This is a genomic window from Synechococcus sp. BO 8801, from assembly GCF_002252675.1.
GTDB lineage: Bacteria > Cyanobacteriota > Cyanobacteriia > PCC-6307 > Cyanobiaceae > Cyanobium.
In genome coordinates this window covers 85,777-102,493 of sequence record NZ_NQKY01000002.1, presented here as the reverse complement: position 1 = coordinate 102,493, position 16,717 = coordinate 85,777, and the positions used below count along the sequence as shown (strand labels likewise).

The following is a 16,717-nucleotide window of genomic DNA, read 5'->3' as shown; positions in this document are numbered from 1 at the left end:
GAGGCCGAGGGGGCGAAGCCGGTTCAGGAGGCCAGGGCCAGGAACTGGGCCAGAGCCTGCACGGGCACGGGCGGCCAGCGCCGTATCTGCAGCAGCCATTCTTCCTGCCGGTAGCGGGGATCGAGGCCGGAGGCCGCGGCCCAGTGGCTCTCGGCCTCGCCCCGGGCCCCCCGCTGCCACAGCAGCGCCGTGAGGCCGGCGCGGGCATCGGCGAACAGCGGGTAGCGGCGGATCAGGTCGCGCAGCTGCTTCTCCGCCACCGTTGTGTCCCCCAGCTGGAAGGCGGCCAGGGCGGCGCTGGAACGGGCCATGGCGAAGCCCGGCCGGGCGGCGGCGGCCGCCTCGAAGCACTGGCGGGCCGCCGGCCAGTCGCCCCGGGAACCCTCCACGTTGCCGAGGTTGTAGAGGGCGGAGGCATCCTCCGGGTTGCGCTCCAGGATCCAGGCGTAGTCGGCCGCCGCCTCCGACCAGAGGCCCAGGGCCTCCTCGGCGGTGCCGCGGTTGAGGTGGGGGTCGGCGCTGGCGGGCTCCAGCTCGATGGCCCGTTCCTGGTCGGCGATCGCCGCCCGGGCGTCCCCCAGGGCCAGCTGCACGTTGCCGCGGTTGCTCCAGGCCGAGGCGTCCTCGGGCGCCAGATCCACCACCCGGTCCCACAGGGGCAGGGCCTCGCCGAAGCGCCCCTCGCGGCTGGCGGCCAGGGCCTGCTCGAACAGGTCCGGCAGTGACGCCGCCGCACTCGGCGGCCAGGCCAGCAGCCCCACCAGCAGCACCAGCAGGGCCAGCACCGCCGCTGCGCGCCGCCTCATGCCGCCACCGCGGACGCACCATCGAGGTGGGCGCGGCCGGCGGGGGTGACGATCCGGCCCCGGGGGGTGCGCTGCAGGAAGCCCAGCTGCAGCAGGTAGGGCTCCACCACCGCTTCCAGGGTGGCGGGGTCCTCGCCCAGGCCGGCCGCCAGGGTTTCGAGCCCCACCGGCCCGCCGCCGTAGGCCTCGAGCATCAGGCTCAGCAGGCGCCGGTCGCTGGCATCCAGGCCGCGGCCGTCCACCCGGTGCAGGGAGAGGGCCTCCTCCACCAGCGCCGCATCGATCTGGCCGTGGCCCCCCACCGCCGCCACGTCCCGCACCCGGCGCAGCAGCCGGTTGGCGATGCGGGGCGTGCCCCGGCAGCGGCGGGCCACCTCCTGGGCGGCGCAGGGCTGCAGGGCCAGCTGCAGCAGGCCGGCGGCCCGCACCACGATCGCCTCGAGGTCATCGAGGCCGTAGAACTCCAGCCGCTGGATCAGGCCGAAGCGATCCCGCAGCGGCGAGCTCAGCGAACCGGCGCGGGTGGTGGCCCCCACCAGGGTGAACGGGGCCACCTCCAGGCTGCGGGTGCGGGCCGTGGTGCCTTTACCGACCGTCAGATCGAGGCGGAAGTCCTCCATCGCCGGGTAGAGGATCTCCTCGGCCACCCGGTTGAGGCGGTGGATCTCATCGATGAACAGCACCTCGCGGGGCTGCAGGTTCACCAGCAGACCGACGATGTCCCGCGGGCGCTCCAGGGCCGGGGCGCTGGTGATCCGGCAGCGCACCCCCAGCTCCTCGGCCAGCACCAGGGCCATGGTGGTCTTGCCGAGGCCGGGGGGGCCGTAGAGCAGCACGTGGTCGAGGGCCTCCTGGCGGCGGCGGGTGGCCTCCACGGCGATGCGCAGCACCTGCTTCAGCTCGCTCTGGCCGATGTAGTCATCCAGCCGGCGGGGCCGCAGGCCGTCCTCCCGCACGGGGGGCTCCTCGACGGCGGCGGTCGGGTCCACGAGCCGCTCCGGAGCCGCCCCGGACCGTGGCCCCCGGGGAGCGGGTGCGGCCGTTCCTCCCGAAGAGATGATCGCCATGGTTGGAGGGTACCGGCTGCTGCCTAGGGTCGGGGAGCACCCAGGTGATCAGGAACGCGGCGATGGCGAAGGGGCCCGGCAGGAAGGGTGGTGGCGCCAAGGGCGCCGACCCGGCCAACCGGCTGCTGGCCGACAACCGCCTGGCCAGACACCAGTACGAGATTCTCGAAACCCTCGAGACCGGCGTCGAGCTGCTCGGCACCGAGGTGAAGTCGATCCGGGCCGGCCAGGTGAACCTGCGCGACGGCTTCTGCCTGATCCGCAACGGCGAGATGCAGCTCCACAACGTCCACATCTCCCCCCACAGCCACGCCGGCAAGTTCTTCAACCACGAGCCCCTGCGGGTGCGCAAACTGCTGGCCCACCGCCGCGAGATCGACAAGCTGCGCGTGGCCCTCGATCAGAAGGGCCTCACCCTGATCCCGCTGAACCTGCACCTCAAGGGCTCCTGGATCAAGATCACCATCGGCCTGGGCAAGGGCCGCAAGCTGCACGACAAGCGCGCGGACGAGAAGAACAAGCAGATCGCCAAGGAGACCCGGGCCGCCGTCGCCAGGCTCTGAGCGGCCTCAGTTGCTGGGCGGTGCGGGGGGCGCCGGTGGGGTCGCAGGGGCTGGGGCCGCCGGGGCGGCCGGTGCCGGTGTGGCGCCGGGGGTGTCCGGAGCGGGCGTGGCCGGCGTGTCCTGGGGCTCCTCGGGGGCCGGGGGCGCGTCCGGCGCCGGCGGCGGCGTGGGGGCCGGCGGATCGGCCCGCAGCGACAGGCGGATCAGGGCCGGGGCGACGCCGTCGTTGGTGAGCAGCAGCTGCACCGGCGAGCTCTTCTGGGAGTCGAGGGTGACCACCCGCAGCGGCCCCCTCGGCTCCAGCAGGGTGCCCCCGGCCGAGTAGACGCTCATCTGCAGCAGCGGCGAGCCGCTGACCCCGAGGGCGAGGCCGTGGCCGGCGGGCAGACGGATCGGGAACAGGCGCGCCCCGCTGGCAGGGACCTCGGCCGACAGCACCTGGGCGTTGCCGGAGGGGGCCTCGATCGGCTCGATCCTCAGGTTCTCCAGCATCATTTCGGCGGCCGCGTACCAGATCTGGCGGAAGGGTTCCGGCGGCATCGCCTGGGAGGCGCGGCTCGGCAGCAGGTTCTGGACGCTGGCCGACACCAGCTCCCGCAGCACCGCCGGGCTCAGCCCCTGGCCCACGAAGCCACCCTGCCGCTGCTCCCAGTCGCTGGCGCTGAAGTTGCCCAGCCGGCGCCGCAGAGGCAGGGGCAACTGCTCCACCCGGGCCAGCCATTCCTCGGCCAGTTCGTTCCACACCCGCCGCAGCGGCGCGTCCTCCAGGGAGTCGGAGGGGAGGCGGCCGTTGCGCTCGGGGTACTGGGCCAGCAGGGCCGCATCCACCAGGCTCAGGAACCAGGCCCGGTCCACCTGCATCGCCCGCAGGCGGTTGAGCAGCTGCTGGCGCTGGTCCACCTCCGAGGGGGGCAGGCTGCTGGGGAGCTCGCTCTGGCCGCCGGGGGCCGGGGCGGCCACCTTGCCGCGGCTCAGCCACCACCAGCCCACCGCCGTCCCCACGACCGCCGAGAGCACCAGGGCGATCAGCACCGGCCAGAAGCCCCCCTCGGCCTCCTCCTCCCGTTCCTCATGGCGGCGCCGCAGGCTGTCGCTGACGGCCACGGCGGCCGGCGGCGGTGGCGTGGTGGCGGTGGCCGTGCGCAGCGGCAGCTGGGGCTCCGCCCGCTCCACGGCAGGCCGGCGGGGCGCTGATGGCGGCCGCGATCGCCGCCTCGGCGGCGGCAGGGGCCGATGGCGGCGGCGGCGGGGCGGCTGGGGCGGCCTCGGGCACCAGCACCACGGTGCGGTCGGCCCGGGGCACCGGGCCCGTGCTGTCGGGCATCGCCAGGGACTGGAAGGCCACCAGGGCCTGGCCGGCGGAGGCGAAGCGCTCCTCAGGGTGGCGGCTGAGCAGGCGCTGCAGGTGGCGCAGCAGCTCCGGCTCGTGCTCCAGGGCCGCCGGCCAGCGCCACTGCATCGTCGCCGGATCGAGCAGGCGCTCCGGCCCGTCCCCGCTCAGCAGCACCAGGGACACCACGCCCAGGGCATGCAGATCCATCCAGGGCTGGGCAGGCTCGCCCCTGGCCAGCTCCGGCGGGGCGTAGCCCGGGGTGGCCCCCAACAGCCGCTCGCCGGCGGGGCCGGCGGACGTGCCCCGCACCAGGCCGAAATCGAGCGGCACCGGCAGGCCGTCGCTGTCGCGGCGCAGCAGGTTGGCGGGACTGAGGTCCCCGTGCAGCAGGTCCTGGCTGTGCAGGGCGGCGAGCACCGGCAGCAGCTGGCGCAGCAGCAGCAGCACCTCCCCCGCCCCGAACACCAGCTGGCGCTCAGCGCGCAGCTCCAGCAGCTGCTGGTAGGTGCGGCCCGCCTGCCACTCCCGCACCAGCCAGAGCTGGCCCTCGGCCTCGATCACGGCGCCGATGCGGGGCACCTGGGGGTGGAGCACCCCCTGCAGCCGCGACCACAGCTCCCGGGCCCGGGCCTGGTCCTGGTCCGGCCCGATGCGGCGCAGGGCCACGGGCCCGTCGGCGGCCAGCTGGTCACTCGCCTGCCACAGCTCCCCCTGGGGGCCGCCCGTCTCCGCCCCGAGACGGCGTTCGAGCCGGTAGCGGCCGCCGATCACCTGGCCCTGGGCTGCGCTCATGGGATCAGGGCCACGCCGGTGCGCTGGGGCTGCTCAAGGCCGCGGCCCGCCAGCCACTCCTGGTCGTAGAGGCGGGAGCGGTAGCGATCGCCGCTGTCGCAGAGGACGGTGACGATGCGATGGCCGGGGCCCAGCCGCCGGGCCGTCTCCACCGCCGCCGCCACGTTGATCCCCACCGATCCGCCCATGAACAGGCCCTCCTGCCACAGCAGGCCGTAGATCGTGCGCAGGGCCATGGGGTCGTCGATCCGCACCGCGTCGTCGATCGGCGCCCCCTCCAGGTTGGCGGTGACGCGGCTGTTGCCGATGCCCTCGGTGATCGAGTTGCCCTCGCTCTTCAGGGTGCCGTCGGTGGCCCAGCTGTAGAGGGCGCTGCCGCAGGGATCGGCCAGGACGCAGCGGATCCTGGGATCCTGCTCCTTGAGATAGAGGGCCACCCCGGCGTAGGTGCCGCCGGTGCCGGTGGCGGCCACCCAGGCATCCAGCCGGCCCCCGGTCTGCTCCCAGATCTCCGGCCCGGTGCTGCCGTAATGGGCCCGCCGGTTGGCGAGGTTGTCGAACTGGTTCGCCCACACGGCGCCGGGGGTCTCCTCGGCGATGCGGCCCGAGAGGCGCACGTAGTTGGCCGGGTCGCTGTAGGGCACCGCCGGCACCGTGCGCACCTCGGCGCCGAGGCTGCGCAGCAGGCCGATCTTCTCCGCCGACTGGGTCTCGGGGATCACGATCAGGCAGCGGTAGCCGCGGGCATTGCAGAGGTGGGTGAGGCCGATGCCGGTGTTGCCGGCGGTCCCCTCCACCACCGTGCCCCCCGGCTTGAGCAGGCCGCTGGCCTCCGCCTCCTGGAGGATGCCCAGGGCGGCCCGGTCCTTCACAGACCCGCCGGGGTTCATGAATTCCGCCTTGCCCAGGATCTCGCAGCCGGTGAGGGCGCTGAGGGCATGGAGCCGGATGAGCGGCGTCCCGCCGACCGCCCCGCTGAAGCCCTCGGTGATCCCGGTGCTCATGCCGTCGCTGTGGGCTCCCATGCGGCTGGCCTTCTCCATCGCTGCGTGGCCGGATCGTAGGGAACATCCCTATGGTCGGCCCCAGAGAACGGCAGGACCATGGGTTCCAGGGCACACGCGCCGGCGGACATCCCCTGCCTCCTGCAACGGCTCCAGGCGGTCCGTCAGCACAGTGAACACCTGATCCAGGGCCTGGAGCCGGAGGACCTCTGCCTCCAGGGCATGGCCGATGCCAGCCCCGCCAAGTGGCACCTGGGGCACACCACCTGGTTCTTCGAGACCTTCCTGCTGGAGCCCCACCTGCCGGGCCACGCGACGCCCGATCGCCGCTGGGGCCATCTGTTCAACTCCTATTACGAGGCGGTCGGCAGCCGCCACCCCCGTCCCGAACGGGGCCTGCTCACCCGGCCGGCCATCGGCGAGGTGCTCGCCTGGCGCCGGCGCGTCGACGCCGGGCTGGAGACGCTGCTGCTGCAGCTGGATCGCCAGCCACCCGAGGCGGCCGGGCCCCTGCTGGAGCTGGTGGAACTGGGGCTGCAGCACGAGCAGCAGCACCAGGAGCTGCTGCTGATGGATCTGCTCGACGGCTTCAGCCGCAACCCGCTGGAGCCCGCCTATGGCGTCGAACCCCCCGGCGCCGGGGCACCGGAAACCACCGGCGGCTGGCGCTCCCACCCCGGCGGGCTGGTGGAGATCGGCCACTCCGGTGGTGGCTTCCACTTCGACAACGAAGCCCCCCGGCACCGCCAGTGGCTGGAGCCCTTCAGCCTCGCCGAAACCCTCGTCACCAACGAGGCTTACGCCGCCTTCATCGCCGATGACGGCTACCGGCGGCCGGAGCTGTGGATGAGCGAGGGCTGGGCGCTGGTGCAGCAGCAGGGCTGGAACGCACCGCGCTACTGGCGCGGCGAATGGGAATTCAGCCTGGCGGGCCGCCGGCCGCGGCACCCCCAGGCGCCCGTGCGGCACGTCAGCTGGTTCGAGGCCGACGCCTTTGCCCGCTGGAGCGGCGGCCGCCTGCCCAGCGAAGCCGAATGGGAGCTGGTGGCGACGGAAGCCGCCCAACCGGACGGCCGCCCCCTGCCCCAGGCCTTCGGCGCCCTGTGGCAATGGACCGCCAGCCCCTACCGGCCCTACCCGGGGTTCCGCCCCGCCCCCGGGGCCGTCGGGGAATACAACGGCAAGTTCATGACCTCCCAGTTCGTGCTCCGCGGCAGCTGCTTCCTCACCCCGGCGGGCCACGCCCGCCCCACCTACCGCAACTTCTTCGGGCCCCACTGCCGCTGGATGGCCGCCGGGCTGCGGCTGGCCCGCGACGGCGCTGACGACGGTACCGGCGCCCCATGCTGATCGACCTCCATCCCGAACCGGCCGACATGGCCCGGCTGGTGATCGATGGCATGGCCCGCCGCCCCAAGCAGCTGCCGGCCTGGCTGCTGTACGACGCCGAGGGGTCCCGTCTGTTCGAGGCGATCTGCGAGCAGCCCGAGTACAGCCTCACCCGCACCGAGACGGCCCTGCTGGAGGCGCGGGCGCCCGAGCTGGCCGCCGCCCTCGGCCCCGGGGTGGTGGTGGAGTTCGGGGCCGGCAGCGCCCGCAAGGTGAGCCCCCTGCTCAGCGCCCTGGAGCCCGCCGCCTATGTCGCCCTCGACATCAGCGCCGACCACCTGGCCCCCGCCTGCCGGGCCCTGCAGCAACGCCATCCGGACCTGGCGGTGCTCGGCATCTGCTGCGACTACAGCCGCCTGGAGCAGCTGCCCGAGCACCCCGCCCTGGAGGGCCACGGCCGGCTGGGCTTCTACCCGGGCAGTTCGATCGGCAACTTCGATCCCGCCGGCGCCCGGGAGCTGCTGCGCCAGTTCCGCCGGCTGCTGGGGCCGGGCAGCCGCCTGCTGATCGGCATCGACCAGCCCAAGGCGGTGGAGCGGCTGGAGGCGGCCTACAACGACGCCGCCGGCTGGTCGGAGGCCTTCGCCCGCAACCTGCTCACCCGACTCAACCGGGATCTGGAGGGCGATTTCCACCCCGACGACTTCCACTACCGGGCCTGGTGGGAGGCCGGCCAGTCTCGCATCGCCATGGCCCTGGTGAGCCGCCGCGACCTGGAGGTGCGCCTGGCGGGGCGGCCCTGGCCGTTCACGGCCGGCGAACCGCTGATCACTGAATACAGCCACAAGTACGCCCCCGAGGCCTTCCTGGCCCTGGCCGCCGAAGCCGGCTGGCTGGGGGCGGGCCGCTGGAGCGATGCCGCCGGCGATTTCTGTCTGCATCTGCTGGTGCAGGCAGACTCGGAACAGCACCGGAGCACGCCATGAGCAGGGAGGAGCAGCGTCAGTCCATGCGTGGGGTGCGCGAGGGGCTGATCGAGGAACTCGAGGATCTCTATCGCCGGGCCTTCGACCGCATCGGCGAACAGGACCTGGGCGAAGGGGCCATCGCCCGGCTCACCCAGCTGCTGCTGCGCTCGCGGGAGGCGGCCATCACCCCCCTGCAGGAGGAGATTGAGGCGCCCCTGATCACCCGCGCCCCCGGCGAACCTGTGCCATGAGCAGCAGCTGGCTGGAGGAACTGGAAGCGCGGCTGGATCAGCAGCTGGAGGGCTTCCTGCGCACCAATCCCCAGCAGGAGGAGCTGCTGCGGGAACAGGCGTCCCGCGACCGCCAGCGGCAGCTACTGGCGGAACGGGTACGCCTGCGCCAGCAGGCGGAGGAGCAGCGGCGCGAACTGCTGCGGCTGGCCGAGGAGATCCGCCAGTGGCAGGAGCGCACCGGCCGGGCCCGGGCCGCCGGCGCCGAGGACCTGGCCGGCCGGGCCGAGCAGCATGTGACCGGGCTGATGGACCAGGGCCGCCACCGCTGGCGCGCCCTGGCCGATCTGGGCCAGCGCTTCGCCGGCGTGGAGCAGGAGCTGGCCGAGCTCACCAGCCGGCCCCGCCCCGGCGCCGCCCCCACCCCCGACCTGGAGGCCGACTGGGCCCATTTCGAGGCCCAGCAGGAGCTGCAGGAGCTGAAGCGCCGCAGCCAGCGCTGAACCCCGCCGCCCCATGGGTTTCCTGCTCTCCAAACTGCTGCCGCTCGGCCTCTACCCCCTCGGCCTGGCCCTGCTGCTCCAGATCGCCGGCCTGCTGGGCCGGCAGCGCCGCTTCGGTCCGGTGCTCTCCGGGGTGGGCATCGCCCTGCTCTGGCTGGCGGCCACCCCCCTGCTGAGCCGGCAGCTGGTCTGGAGCCTGGAGGAGCGGGCCGCCCGGCTGACGCCGTCGCCGATCCCCAGCGCCGATGCGGTGCTGGTGCTGGGCGGCGGCCTGCGGCCCGCCCTGCCGCCGCGCCAGGGGGTGGAGGTGAACGAGGCCGGCGACCGGCTGCTGCGCGCCGTGGCCCTGATGCGGGAGGGCAAGGCCCCCTGGCTGCTGGTGACCGGCGGCAAGGTCACCTTCATGGCCAATGATCCGGCGGCCGGTGAGGCCAGGCTGGCCAAGGCCCTGGCCACCAGCCTGGGGGTGGCGGCCGATCGGATCGTGACCAGCGAGGAGGGGCGCAACACCGGCGAGGAGGCGGGTGCACTGGTGCGGGTGGCCCGGCAGCGGGGCTGGAACTCCCTGCTGCTGGTCACCAGCGCCACCCACCTGCCCCGTTCGCTGGCCACCCTGCGCCGCGCCGCCCCGGACCTGCGGATCATCCCGGTGGCCTGCGACTTCCAGCTGCCCGAGCGGCGCTCCTTCGGCACCCCCACCCTGGCGGGCACCGTGATGGGGGTGCTGCCCAGCGCCGAAGCCCTGGTGCTCACCACCACGGCCATGCGCGAACATCTCGGCCTGCTGGCCTACCGGCTGCGGGGGTGGGTCTGAAGCTGGATCGCTCGCCGGGCGCTGCGGCGGGTTACTTCTTGGGGGCCGGCGGCACCAGGCTCACGCCCTCGGGCGGCGGAGTGGGGTCGGGATCGGCGATGAGCATGTGCTGCAGCACGATCTCCGGACGTTCACTGTCCCGCCAGCGGATGCGGTAGGCGGGCATCTTGGTGCCCCGGCTGGTGGTCTGCTCCACGGGCTCCATGACCCAGCCACGGCGAGATCGCCCCTGGGGATTGCGCTTCACCACAGCATCGGCGTGTTGAAAGCGAAAACCGACGCGCTCACCACTCATACCAGAGCCCCGAGGGGGAGAAGGCCTACTGGGGACCATTATCCCACTGCGTCGGTTCCGGCCTAGTCGCGGGCCTCCGGGCGCAGCAGGGGGAAGGCGATCACATCGCGGATCGAGGGGCTGTCGGTGAGCAGCATGGCGAGGCGATCGATGCCGATGCCGAGGCCGCCGGTGGGGGGCATGCCCACCTCCAGGGCGTGCAGAAAATCCTCGTCCACCGTCTGGGCTTCGGGGTCCCCCGCCTGGCGGCGCAGCTGCTGCAGCTCGAGCCGGGCACGCTGATCGAGGGGGTCGATCAGCTCGCTGAAGGCGTTGGCCGTCTCCCGCCCGACGATGAACAGCTCGAAGCGCTCCACCATCCCCGGCTTGCTGCGGTGGGCCCGTGCCAGGGGCGAGTTCTCCACCGGGTAGTCCATCACGAAGGTGGGCTGCACCAGGGTGGTCTCCACCGCCTGCTCGAAGGCCTCCACCAGCAGCCGGCCGACGCTGTCGGCCGCCTCGGGGGCCGCCAGGCCGGCGGCCTCCATCGCCGCCACCGCCTCGGCGCGGTCGCTGAAGCCGCTGAAATCCAGGCCGGTGGCCTGCTCCACCAGCTCGTGCATGGTGACCCGCCGCCAGGGCGGGGTGAGATCGATCGCCTCGCCCTGGTAGGTGAGGCGCGTGTCGCCGCAGACCTCCAGGCAGGCTGCGGCCAGCAGCTGCTCGGTGAGATCCATCATCGTGTGGTAATCGGCGAAGGCCTGGTAGATCTCCACCGAGGTGAACTCGGGGTTGTGGCGGGTGCTGATCCCCTCGTTGCGGAAGATGCGCCCCAGTTCGTAGACCCGTTCGAAGCCCCCCACCACCAGCCGCTTGAGGTGCAGCTCCGTGGCGATGCGCAGGGTGAGGGGCAGGTCGAGGGCGTTGTGGTGGGTGGCGAAGGGGCGGGCGTCGGCGCCGCCGGCCTCCGTCTGCAGGACGGGCGTCTCGATCTCGAGGAAGCCGCGCTCGTCGAGCCAGCGGCGCATGGCGCTCACCAGCCGCGCCCGGCGGCGGAAGGTCTCGCGGGTGTGGGGCGAAACGATCAGGTCCAGGTAGCGCTGGCGGTAGCGCTTCTCCACGTCCGCCAGGCCATGCCACTTGTCGGGCAGGGGCTGGAGCGCCTTGGAGAGCATCACCCAGTCGGTCACCTTCACCGAGAGCTCGCCCCGGTCGGTGCGGCGCAGGCTGCCGTGCACCCCGATCCAGTCACCGCCATCCACCAGGGAGGTGATCTGGGCGAAGGCCTCGGGCTCGTCCGGGTGGGCCGCCAGCAGGGTGGCCTTCTCGATGAACAGCTGGATCGGACCGGTTTCGTCGGCGATGGTGAAGAAGGCCAGCTTGCCCATCACCCGCCGGGTCATCACCCGCCCCGCCACCGCCACTGCCACGGCCCGCTCCTCGCCGTTGGGCAGGTCGGCGTGGGCCTGCTGCAGCTCGGCGGTGCGGTGGCTGGGGGCGAAGCCGAGCGCATAGGGAGCCCGGCCGAGGGCCTCCAGGGCGCGGGCTTTCTCCAGACGGGTCTCACGCAGATCCGACAAGGCAGGCAGGGCGATGGAGAAGGGTCGCTGCCCATCCTGCAGGACCGGCCGGCATCGACTTCAGCGCGCGGTTCAGCCGGCGGCGGCCAGGGTTCCCTCGCCCATCCGCTGGGAGGCGTAGCCCGTGCCGCGCACCGTGAGGATCAGCTCCGGGTTGCGGGGGTCGGGCTCGAGCTTGCCGCGCAGCCGCGCCACATAGACGTCCACCACCCGCAGGTCGGCGGCCCGGCGCGGCGGATAGCCCCAGAGCTGCTCGAGGATCTCGGCCCGGGGCACCACCCGTCCCGGCTCGCGGAACAGCAGCTCCAGCAGGCTGAATTCGGTGTAGGTGAGGGCGATGCGCTGTCCCTCGCGGGTCACCTGGCGGCGGTTGGTGTCGACCACCAGATCCCCCACCCGCAGCACCCCGGAGCCCGTGGGCAGCTCGCGGGGCTCGCTGGTGGCGGCCCCCCGGCCCATGCGGCGCAGGATCGTGGAGATGCGGGCCTCCAGTTCCTTGGGGCTGAAGGGCTTGGGCAGGTAGTCGTCGGCGCCGAGGTCCAGGCCCGCCACCCGCTCGGCGATGGCATCGAGGGCGGAGAGGAAAATGATCGGAACGCAGGATTCGGCCCGCAGCCGCCGGCAGACGGCGAAGCCGTCCAGCTTCGGCAGCATGACGTCGAGGACCACCAGATCGGGCTGCTCCTTGTGGAACAGGGCCAGGGCTTCCTCGCCGTCCTCGGCGCACAGGACCCGGTAACCGGCCAGCTGCAGGCGCATCAGCAGCACCCGGCGCACAGCGGCCTCGTCGTCGACGACGAGCAGGGTGGCGATCGGCTGGGCGGGCTGCTGGTCGGAAGGTGGCGGTGACGCGGGCTGCTGGGCGGCAGAAACACCACCGGAGGATTCCTGCAGATCAGCCCCGTCGGTGAACGGGGAGGCTGAGGATGCAGAGGATGCGACCGAAGGCGTGGGCATCGCTCCTGTCCGACCGGATGAAGAATCGCAACCATAACGCGACGCCGTTTCGTGCCGTGAGCACGGAATCGGTTCCGGCAGCTGGCCTCTGGCCGATTTACAACATTTCTTCAGGGTGCCAGTCCCGCCGCCGGCGGCCTCAGGGCCAGCGGGCCTCGGCGTAGCTGTTCCACTGCCTCTCGGCCTCGGCCAGGGCCGCGTCGCTGTCGAGCTGCCCCAGCATCGCCCGCTGCAGCTGGGTGTAGAGGATCGCCTGCAGCCGCTTCACCCCCGGGGTCGCCGGCACCAGCACCCGCGCCGCCGCCAGGGTCTCGATCGAGAGCAGCCGGGCGCTGTGGACCAGCCGCTCCTGGCCGTCGGCGGGCACCGCCGCCCGCAGCCGCCCCTCCAGGCTCGCCAGGGCGCCCCGGGAGGAGGGCAGCACCCGGGCCTCCTCGGCGAAGACCAGCTGGTTGGCGGCGTCGCTCAGGAACAGGGCGAAGCTCACCGCCTCCGGGGCCATGGCGCTCTGGCGCGGCACCACCAGGTTCATCACCGCCACGTTGGCCTCGCCGCTGGCCCCGGTCAGGGGCGGGAAGGGGGCGGAGGTGGCGGCGATGCCGGGGGCGTTGGTCTGCAGGTTGCGCAGGAAATCGGGGCCGCTGGCCACCTGGGCCAGGTCCCCGGCCTGGTACAGCTCGATCGCCCGCCGGTACCCCTGGCTCACCACCTCCCGCGGCAGCAGGCCGCGGCGGTAGAGGTCGCTCCAGAAGGCGAAGGCCCGGCGACCGGCGGGGCTGTTGAACGCCGCCCGCTGGCGGTCGTCGAGCAGCCGCACCCCCATCTGCACCAGCGCCTCCATCAGCTCACCGGAGTCGTCGGGCACCACGGTCACGAACAGGGCGTAGCGGCCGGTGCGGCGCCGGACGGCCTCGGCATAGGCCGGCACCTCCTCCCAGCGGCGCGGCGGGGCGGCCAGGCCGGCCTTCTGCAGCAGCCGGCGGTTGGCGATCGTCACCCGGGCCGTCAGGTACCAGGGAATGCCGAACTGTTCCCCCGCTTGCTGGCCCGAGGTCCAGATGCCGGCCAGGTAGCGCTCGGCGGCGTCGGGGGGAAGCAGGGGGGTGAGGTCCCGCAGGCCCCCCTTGCTGGCCAGGTTGGCGGCGAAGTTGGGGTTGAGGTTGACCAGATCAGGGGCGGTGCGGGCGAACACCGAGGCCAGCAGCTTGCGTTCCACCGACCCCCAGGGCACATCGGTCCAGCGCACCGTCACGCCGGGATGGGCCCGCTCCCAGGCGGCGATCACCCGCCCCATGTAGTCGTTGAAGCGGGGCGCCAGATCCAGGGTCCAGACGTTGAGCACCTTGCCCCGGCCGGACGCGGGCGGGCGGCCGCAGGCCCCGGCGGCGAGGGCGAGGGCGAACGGGGCGGCCAGCAGCCGCAGGGCCTGGCGGCGGGGCAGGCGGGACGGCCGGCTGGAGCGGGAAGACATCCTGGCCATGGCCTAGCGGCGCCAGCCGGAGCCCAGTTGCCGCCAGAGCAGCAGTTGCAGGGAGCAGAGCATCGGTGCGAGCACGGCCGTGATCAGGGTCTGGGCGAGCAGAACCCGCAGGCCGGATCCCGCCAGATCATCCCAGCGCCAGCCCGGCAGGGCCAGCAGGGCGGGATTCACCCCGTGCTCCCGGGCGCTGCGGCCTGCCAACGGTCCCGCCAGCTGCAGCGCCTCCCGGGTGCCGATCCAGTCGAGGATCCCCCACTGCAGCATCAGGGTGAGGCCCAGCAGGGCCGTGCCGATCAGGGCCAGCAGGCCGAGGCTGAAGCTGCGCTGGATCGGCGACGCCCGCCGTCCCATCCGCCCCCACCACCAGCCCAGCAGCAGCAGGGCGGGGATCTGGGTGACGCCGCCGGGGTGGAGGGCATCCAGCAGCAGGCCCAGGGCCAGGCCGGCGCAGGCTCCCGAGAAGGGGCCGTCGCACAGCGCCCAGGGCAGCAGCCACAGCACCGCCCAGCAGGGACCGACGCCGTCGAGGGCCAGCCAGCCCGGCGAGGCCAGGACGAGCAGCGGCACCAGCAGGACCGTGGCGGCAAGCAGGGGCTGCCGGCTGAGCAGATCCATCAGCGCACCTGCACCTGCACCCAGTCGAGGGCCGACACCGGCGCGATCAGCTGCACCACCGCCTCCGGCGCCGGATCGGCATTGGCGTCCATGGTCTGGATCACGCCCACCGGCAGGTTCGGCGGCACCAGGGTGCTGGCGGGGGAGGTCACCACCACGTCACCGGGACGGGCCTGGGGATCCTTCTCCAGGAAGCGCAGCAGGGGCCGGGCGGTGCCGATGCCGGTGAGCAGGCCATGGTGCTGGGTGCGCCCCACCCAGACCCCGACCCGGCTGCTGGGATCGGTGAGCAGGGTGACGGTGGCGGTGCTGGGGGTGACACTCCCCACCAGGCCGACCAGGCCGCCGGGGCCGAGCACCGCCTGGCCGGCCCGGATGCCGCTCAGGGCCCCCTGGCCGAGCAGCAGCTGGCGCCACCAGCCGGAGCCGTCGCGGGAGATCACCGGGGCGGTCACCCGGTTGGGATTCTTCTGCTGCAGGTCCAGGAGCGAGCGCAGCCGCTGGTTGTCCCGCTCCAGCTGGGCCAGCCGGGCACCGTCCTCCACCCGGCGGGCCGACCGCAGCCACTCGGCCTGGGCCGTCCCCGGCCAGAAGGGTCGGCTGAGGAAGGCGTAGGCATCGGTGAGCATCGCCCCCTTGCTGAGACGCACGGCCACGAGCGCCAGCAGCACCAGCAGCCAGGGCAGGAGGCGTCGCAGGGAGGAGCCGTCGACGAAGCGGAGCCAGCGCCAAGCCGGCATCGGACTCAGGCCGTCATCCGGGCGAATTCAGGGGTGTCGAGCACGCGCTCGAGCCGGCTGTAGTCCTCAAGGACCATGCCGCAGCCGTTGACCACACAGAGCAGGGGGTCTTCGGCCACGTGGGTGAGGATCCCGGTCTCGTGGCTGATCAGGTCGCAGATGCCCCGCACCAGGGCGCCGCCGCCGGCGAGCATGATCCCCCGGTCAACGATGTCGGCCGCCAGCTCGGGAGGGGTGCGCTCCAGGGTGCGCTTGACCGCCTCGACGATCACGTTGAGCGGCTCGGCCATGGCTTCGCGGATGTCGCCGGCCCGGATGTTGATCGTGCGCGGCAGGCCGGAGAGCAGGTGCAGACCCCGCACGTCCATGGAGGTTTCGTCGTGGGCGTCGTCGGGGAAGGCGGAGCCGATGCGGATCTTGATGTCCTCGGCGGTGCGCTCGCCCACCACCAGGTTGTGGACCTTCTTGAGATAGACGCTGATGGCGTCGCTGAGTTCGTCGCCGGCCACCCGCACCGACTCGCTCAGCACGGTGCCGCCCAGGCTCAGCACGGCCACCTCGGTGGTGCCGCCGCCGATGTCGACGATCATCGTGCCCACCGGATCGGTCACCGGCAGACCGGCGCCGATGGCGGCCGCCACCGGCTCATCGATCAGGTGCACCTGCCGGGCCCCGGCCAGGCCGGCCTGATGCACGGCCCGGCGCTCGACGCCGGTGACGCCGCTGGGGATGCCGATCACCAGGCGCGGGGCGATCACGCCGCGGCCTTCGTTGCCCTTCTGGATGAAGCTCTTGATCATCTGCTCGGCGGCGTCGAAGTCGGCGATGACGCCGTCGCGCAGGGGGCGGATCGCCCGGATGTTGCCTGGGGTGCGGCCGAGCATCAGCTTGGCCTCCTCGCCCACCGCCAGGGGGGTGCCGCGCTCCAGATCGATCGCCACCACCGAGGGCTCCTGCAGCACGATCCCCTTGCCCGAGACGTACATCAGCGTGTTGGCCGTCCCCAGATCGATGCCGATGTCGCGGGAGAACTGGAAGCGGCGGAAAAACACGGGCAAGGCCTCTGGCAGCGGTGAATCATAGGTGGGGCATTCCCAGCGGCCCTCCGCAGAGCCGCCGGGTGTGACAACCGGGACGAAGGGTGGAACGGAAAGGGAGAGGCCCCCGATCGGGGTGCCGCATCATTGATCCATTCGTTCCAGGAGCACGCCATGGGCGTCAATTCCATCACCCTCGTCGGCAGAGCCGGCCGCGACCCTGAGGTCCGCTACTTCGAATCCGGCAGCATGGTCGCCAACCTCACCCTGGCGGTGAACCGCCGCAGCCGCGACGACGAGCCCGACTGGTTCAACCTGGAGATCTGGGGCAAGCAGGCCCAGGTGGCCGCCGACTACGTCCGCAAGGGTGCCCTGATCGGCATCATCGGCTCCTTCAAGCTCGACCGCTGGACGGACAGGGCCAGCGGTGAGGAGCGCAGCAAGCCGGTGATCCGCGTCGATCGGCTGGAGCTGCTCGGCAGCAAGCGGGACGCGGAGGGAGGCGGCGGCGGCGGCGGCTTCGGGGGCGGTTTCGGCGGCGGCGAACCCAGCGAGGAGGAAGTGCCGTTCTGAGCCTGCGGGCCCGGATTCGGCCCGGGGGGCTTGTGCCAGTGGCCCAGCCGGG

At 73.0% G+C, this 16,717-nt stretch carries 19 protein-coding genes; 7 read left to right on the top strand and 12 right to left on the bottom strand.

The genetic code is table 11. The features are described from left to right. Positions 1 to 23: 23 nt before the first annotated feature. Complete coding sequence (locus tag CJZ86_RS01985) at positions 24 to 806, bottom strand: tetratricopeptide repeat protein (RefSeq protein ID WP_233133784.1); 783 nt, start codon at positions 804 to 806, stop codon at positions 24 to 26. Then, positions 803 to 1,873: a Holliday junction branch migration DNA helicase RuvB gene (ruvB, locus tag CJZ86_RS01980; RefSeq protein WP_094584295.1), complete on the bottom strand. Its 1,071-nt coding sequence runs from the start codon at positions 1,871 to 1,873 to the stop codon at positions 803 to 805. The genes CJZ86_RS01985 and ruvB overlap by 4 nt, the downstream gene beginning before the upstream one ends. Before the next feature lie 62 nt (positions 1,874 to 1,935). Between ruvB and smpB the strand changes: the two genes are divergently transcribed. After that, positions 1,936 to 2,436: an SsrA-binding protein SmpB gene (gene smpB / locus CJZ86_RS01975; protein WP_094584294.1), complete on the top strand. Its 501-nt coding sequence runs from the start codon at positions 1,936 to 1,938 to the stop codon at positions 2,434 to 2,436. 6 nt (positions 2,437 to 2,442) lie between these two features. Here the strand turns inward: smpB and CJZ86_RS17240 are convergent, their stop codons facing one another. From CJZ86_RS17240 to CJZ86_RS01965, 3 genes are read right to left on the bottom strand one after another with little or no spacing between them, the layout of a single operon-like run. Continuing rightward, positions 2,443 to 3,609: a hypothetical protein gene (locus CJZ86_RS17240; protein ID WP_233133783.1), complete on the bottom strand. Its 1,167-nt coding sequence runs from the start codon at positions 3,607 to 3,609 to the stop codon at positions 2,443 to 2,445. Beyond that, positions 3,506 to 4,561, bottom strand: coding sequence for a protein kinase domain-containing protein (locus CJZ86_RS17235; protein ID WP_233133782.1), 1,056 nt, complete (start codon positions 4,559 to 4,561; stop codon positions 3,506 to 3,508). Before CJZ86_RS17235 ends, CJZ86_RS17240 begins: the two co-directional genes overlap by 104 nt. Next, complete coding sequence (locus CJZ86_RS01965; protein WP_502690411.1) at positions 4,558 to 5,604, bottom strand: cysteine synthase A; 1,047 nt, start codon at positions 5,602 to 5,604, stop codon at positions 4,558 to 4,560. The genes CJZ86_RS17235 and CJZ86_RS01965 overlap by 4 nt, the downstream gene beginning before the upstream one ends. A 60-nt stretch (positions 5,605 to 5,664) precedes the next feature. On the opposite strand from CJZ86_RS01965, the gene egtB reads away from it, so the two are divergent. Genes egtB through CJZ86_RS01940 form a run of 5 tightly spaced genes read left to right on the top strand, consistent with a single transcriptional unit; the run spans position 5,665 to position 9,409 of the window. Further along, complete coding sequence (gene egtB / locus CJZ86_RS01960) at positions 5,665 to 6,915, top strand: ergothioneine biosynthesis protein EgtB (protein ID WP_094584293.1); 1,251 nt, start codon at positions 5,665 to 5,667, stop codon at positions 6,913 to 6,915. Further along, positions 6,909 to 7,880 carry an L-histidine N(alpha)-methyltransferase gene (egtD, locus tag CJZ86_RS01955; protein ID WP_094584292.1) on the top strand — a complete coding sequence of 324 codons (972 nt, stop codon included), beginning with the start codon at positions 6,909 to 6,911 and terminating at the stop codon, positions 7,878 to 7,880. The genes egtB and egtD overlap by 7 nt, the downstream gene beginning before the upstream one ends. Beyond that, on the top strand, positions 7,877 to 8,113 hold the full coding sequence (locus CJZ86_RS01950) for a hercynine metabolism small protein (RefSeq protein ID WP_094584291.1): 237 nt from the start codon (positions 7,877 to 7,879) through the stop codon (positions 8,111 to 8,113). The genes egtD and CJZ86_RS01950 overlap by 4 nt, the downstream gene beginning before the upstream one ends. Further along, a complete protein-coding gene (locus CJZ86_RS01945; protein ID WP_094584290.1) occupies positions 8,110 to 8,595 on the top strand; it encodes a hercynine metabolism protein in 486 nt (161 codons plus the stop codon). Before CJZ86_RS01950 ends, CJZ86_RS01945 begins: the two co-directional genes overlap by 4 nt. Positions 8,596 to 8,608: 13 nt before the next feature. After that, positions 8,609 to 9,409, top strand: a complete 801-nt coding sequence (locus CJZ86_RS01940) for a YdcF family protein (protein ID WP_094584289.1) — start codon at positions 8,609 to 8,611, stop codon at positions 9,407 to 9,409. A 31-nt stretch (positions 9,410 to 9,440) separates the two neighbouring features. Here CJZ86_RS01940 and CJZ86_RS01935 read toward each other — a convergent pair whose 3' ends face one another. From CJZ86_RS01935 to CJZ86_RS01905, 7 genes are all read right to left on the bottom strand, one after another. Then, positions 9,441 to 9,704: a DUF8660 family protein gene (locus tag CJZ86_RS01935; protein WP_035832975.1), complete on the bottom strand. Its 264-nt coding sequence runs from the start codon at positions 9,702 to 9,704 to the stop codon at positions 9,441 to 9,443. Positions 9,705 to 9,766: 62 nt separating this feature from the next. Next, positions 9,767 to 11,263 carry a lysine--tRNA ligase gene (gene lysS, locus CJZ86_RS01930; protein ID WP_094584288.1) on the bottom strand — a complete coding sequence of 499 codons (1,497 nt, stop codon included), beginning with the start codon at positions 11,261 to 11,263 and terminating at the stop codon, positions 9,767 to 9,769. A gap of 72 nt (positions 11,264 to 11,335) precedes the next feature. After that, complete coding sequence (rpaB, locus tag CJZ86_RS01925; protein WP_094584287.1) at positions 11,336 to 12,220, bottom strand: response regulator transcription factor RpaB; 885 nt, start codon at positions 12,218 to 12,220, stop codon at positions 11,336 to 11,338. A 139-nt stretch (positions 12,221 to 12,359) separates the two neighbouring features. Beyond that, entirely contained in the window at positions 12,360 to 13,700 is a 1,341-nt protein-coding gene (locus tag CJZ86_RS01920) for an ABC transporter substrate-binding protein (RefSeq protein WP_094584286.1), read from the bottom strand. 3 nt (positions 13,701 to 13,703) lie between these two features. Continuing rightward, a complete protein-coding gene (locus tag CJZ86_RS01915) occupies positions 13,704 to 14,315 on the bottom strand; it encodes a rod shape-determining protein MreD (protein ID WP_094584285.1) in 612 nt (203 codons plus the stop codon). Next, entirely contained in the window at positions 14,315 to 15,055 is a 741-nt protein-coding gene (gene mreC / locus CJZ86_RS01910; RefSeq protein WP_094584284.1) for a rod shape-determining protein MreC, read from the bottom strand. The genes CJZ86_RS01915 and mreC overlap by 1 nt, the downstream gene beginning before the upstream one ends. A gap of 5 nt (positions 15,056 to 15,060) precedes the next feature. Beyond that, positions 15,061 to 16,107, bottom strand: a complete 1,047-nt coding sequence (locus CJZ86_RS01905) for a rod shape-determining protein (protein ID WP_094584283.1) — start codon at positions 16,105 to 16,107, stop codon at positions 15,061 to 15,063. Between the two features lie 159 nt (positions 16,108 to 16,266). On the opposite strand from CJZ86_RS01905, the gene CJZ86_RS01900 reads away from it, so the two are divergent. After that, positions 16,267 to 16,665 (top strand): single-stranded DNA-binding protein, encoded by a 399-nt coding sequence (locus tag CJZ86_RS01900; protein WP_094584462.1) that lies wholly within the window; start codon positions 16,267 to 16,269, stop codon positions 16,663 to 16,665. The last annotated feature ends 52 nt before the right edge of the window (positions 16,666 to 16,717 follow it).

Bases quoted from the DNA above. Each gene is read 5' to 3' on its own strand.
- CJZ86_RS01965 (WP_502690411.1), bottom strand. From the start codon at position 5,604: ATGGAGAAGGCCAGCCGCATGGGAGCCCACAGCGACGGCATGAGCACC.
- rpaB (WP_094584287.1), bottom strand. From the start codon at position 12,220: ATGCCCACGCCTTCGGTCGCATCCTCTGCATCCTCAGCCTCCCCGTTC.
- egtD (WP_094584292.1), top strand. From the start codon at position 6,909: ATGCTGATCGACCTCCATCCCGAACCGGCCGACATGGCCCGGCTGGTG.
- CJZ86_RS01935 (WP_035832975.1), bottom strand. From the start codon at position 9,704: ATGAGTGGTGAGCGCGTCGGTTTTCGCTTTCAACACGCCGATGCTGTG.
- ruvB (WP_094584295.1), bottom strand. From the start codon at position 1,873: ATGGCGATCATCTCTTCGGGAGGAACGGCCGCACCCGCTCCCCGGGGG.
- mreC (WP_094584284.1), bottom strand. From the start codon at position 15,055: ATGCCGGCTTGGCGCTGGCTCCGCTTCGTCGACGGCTCCTCCCTGCGA.
- CJZ86_RS01915 (WP_094584285.1), bottom strand. From the start codon at position 14,315: ATGGATCTGCTCAGCCGGCAGCCCCTGCTTGCCGCCACGGTCCTGCTG.
- egtB (WP_094584293.1), top strand. From the start codon at position 5,665: ATGGGTTCCAGGGCACACGCGCCGGCGGACATCCCCTGCCTCCTGCAA.
- CJZ86_RS01900 (WP_094584462.1), top strand. From the start codon at position 16,267: ATGGGCGTCAATTCCATCACCCTCGTCGGCAGAGCCGGCCGCGACCCT.
- CJZ86_RS01985 (WP_233133784.1), bottom strand. From the start codon at position 806: ATGAGGCGGCGCGCAGCGGCGGTGCTGGCCCTGCTGGTGCTGCTGGTG.
- CJZ86_RS01940 (WP_094584289.1), top strand. From the start codon at position 8,609: ATGGGTTTCCTGCTCTCCAAACTGCTGCCGCTCGGCCTCTACCCCCTC.
- CJZ86_RS01920 (WP_094584286.1), bottom strand. From the start codon at position 13,700: ATGGCCAGGATGTCTTCCCGCTCCAGCCGGCCGTCCCGCCTGCCCCGC.
- smpB (WP_094584294.1), top strand. From the start codon at position 1,936: ATGGCGAAGGGGCCCGGCAGGAAGGGTGGTGGCGCCAAGGGCGCCGAC.
- CJZ86_RS01950 (WP_094584291.1), top strand. From the start codon at position 7,877: ATGAGCAGGGAGGAGCAGCGTCAGTCCATGCGTGGGGTGCGCGAGGGG.
- CJZ86_RS01945 (WP_094584290.1), top strand. From the start codon at position 8,110: ATGAGCAGCAGCTGGCTGGAGGAACTGGAAGCGCGGCTGGATCAGCAG.
- CJZ86_RS17235 (WP_233133782.1), bottom strand. From the start codon at position 4,561: ATGAGCGCAGCCCAGGGCCAGGTGATCGGCGGCCGCTACCGGCTCGAA.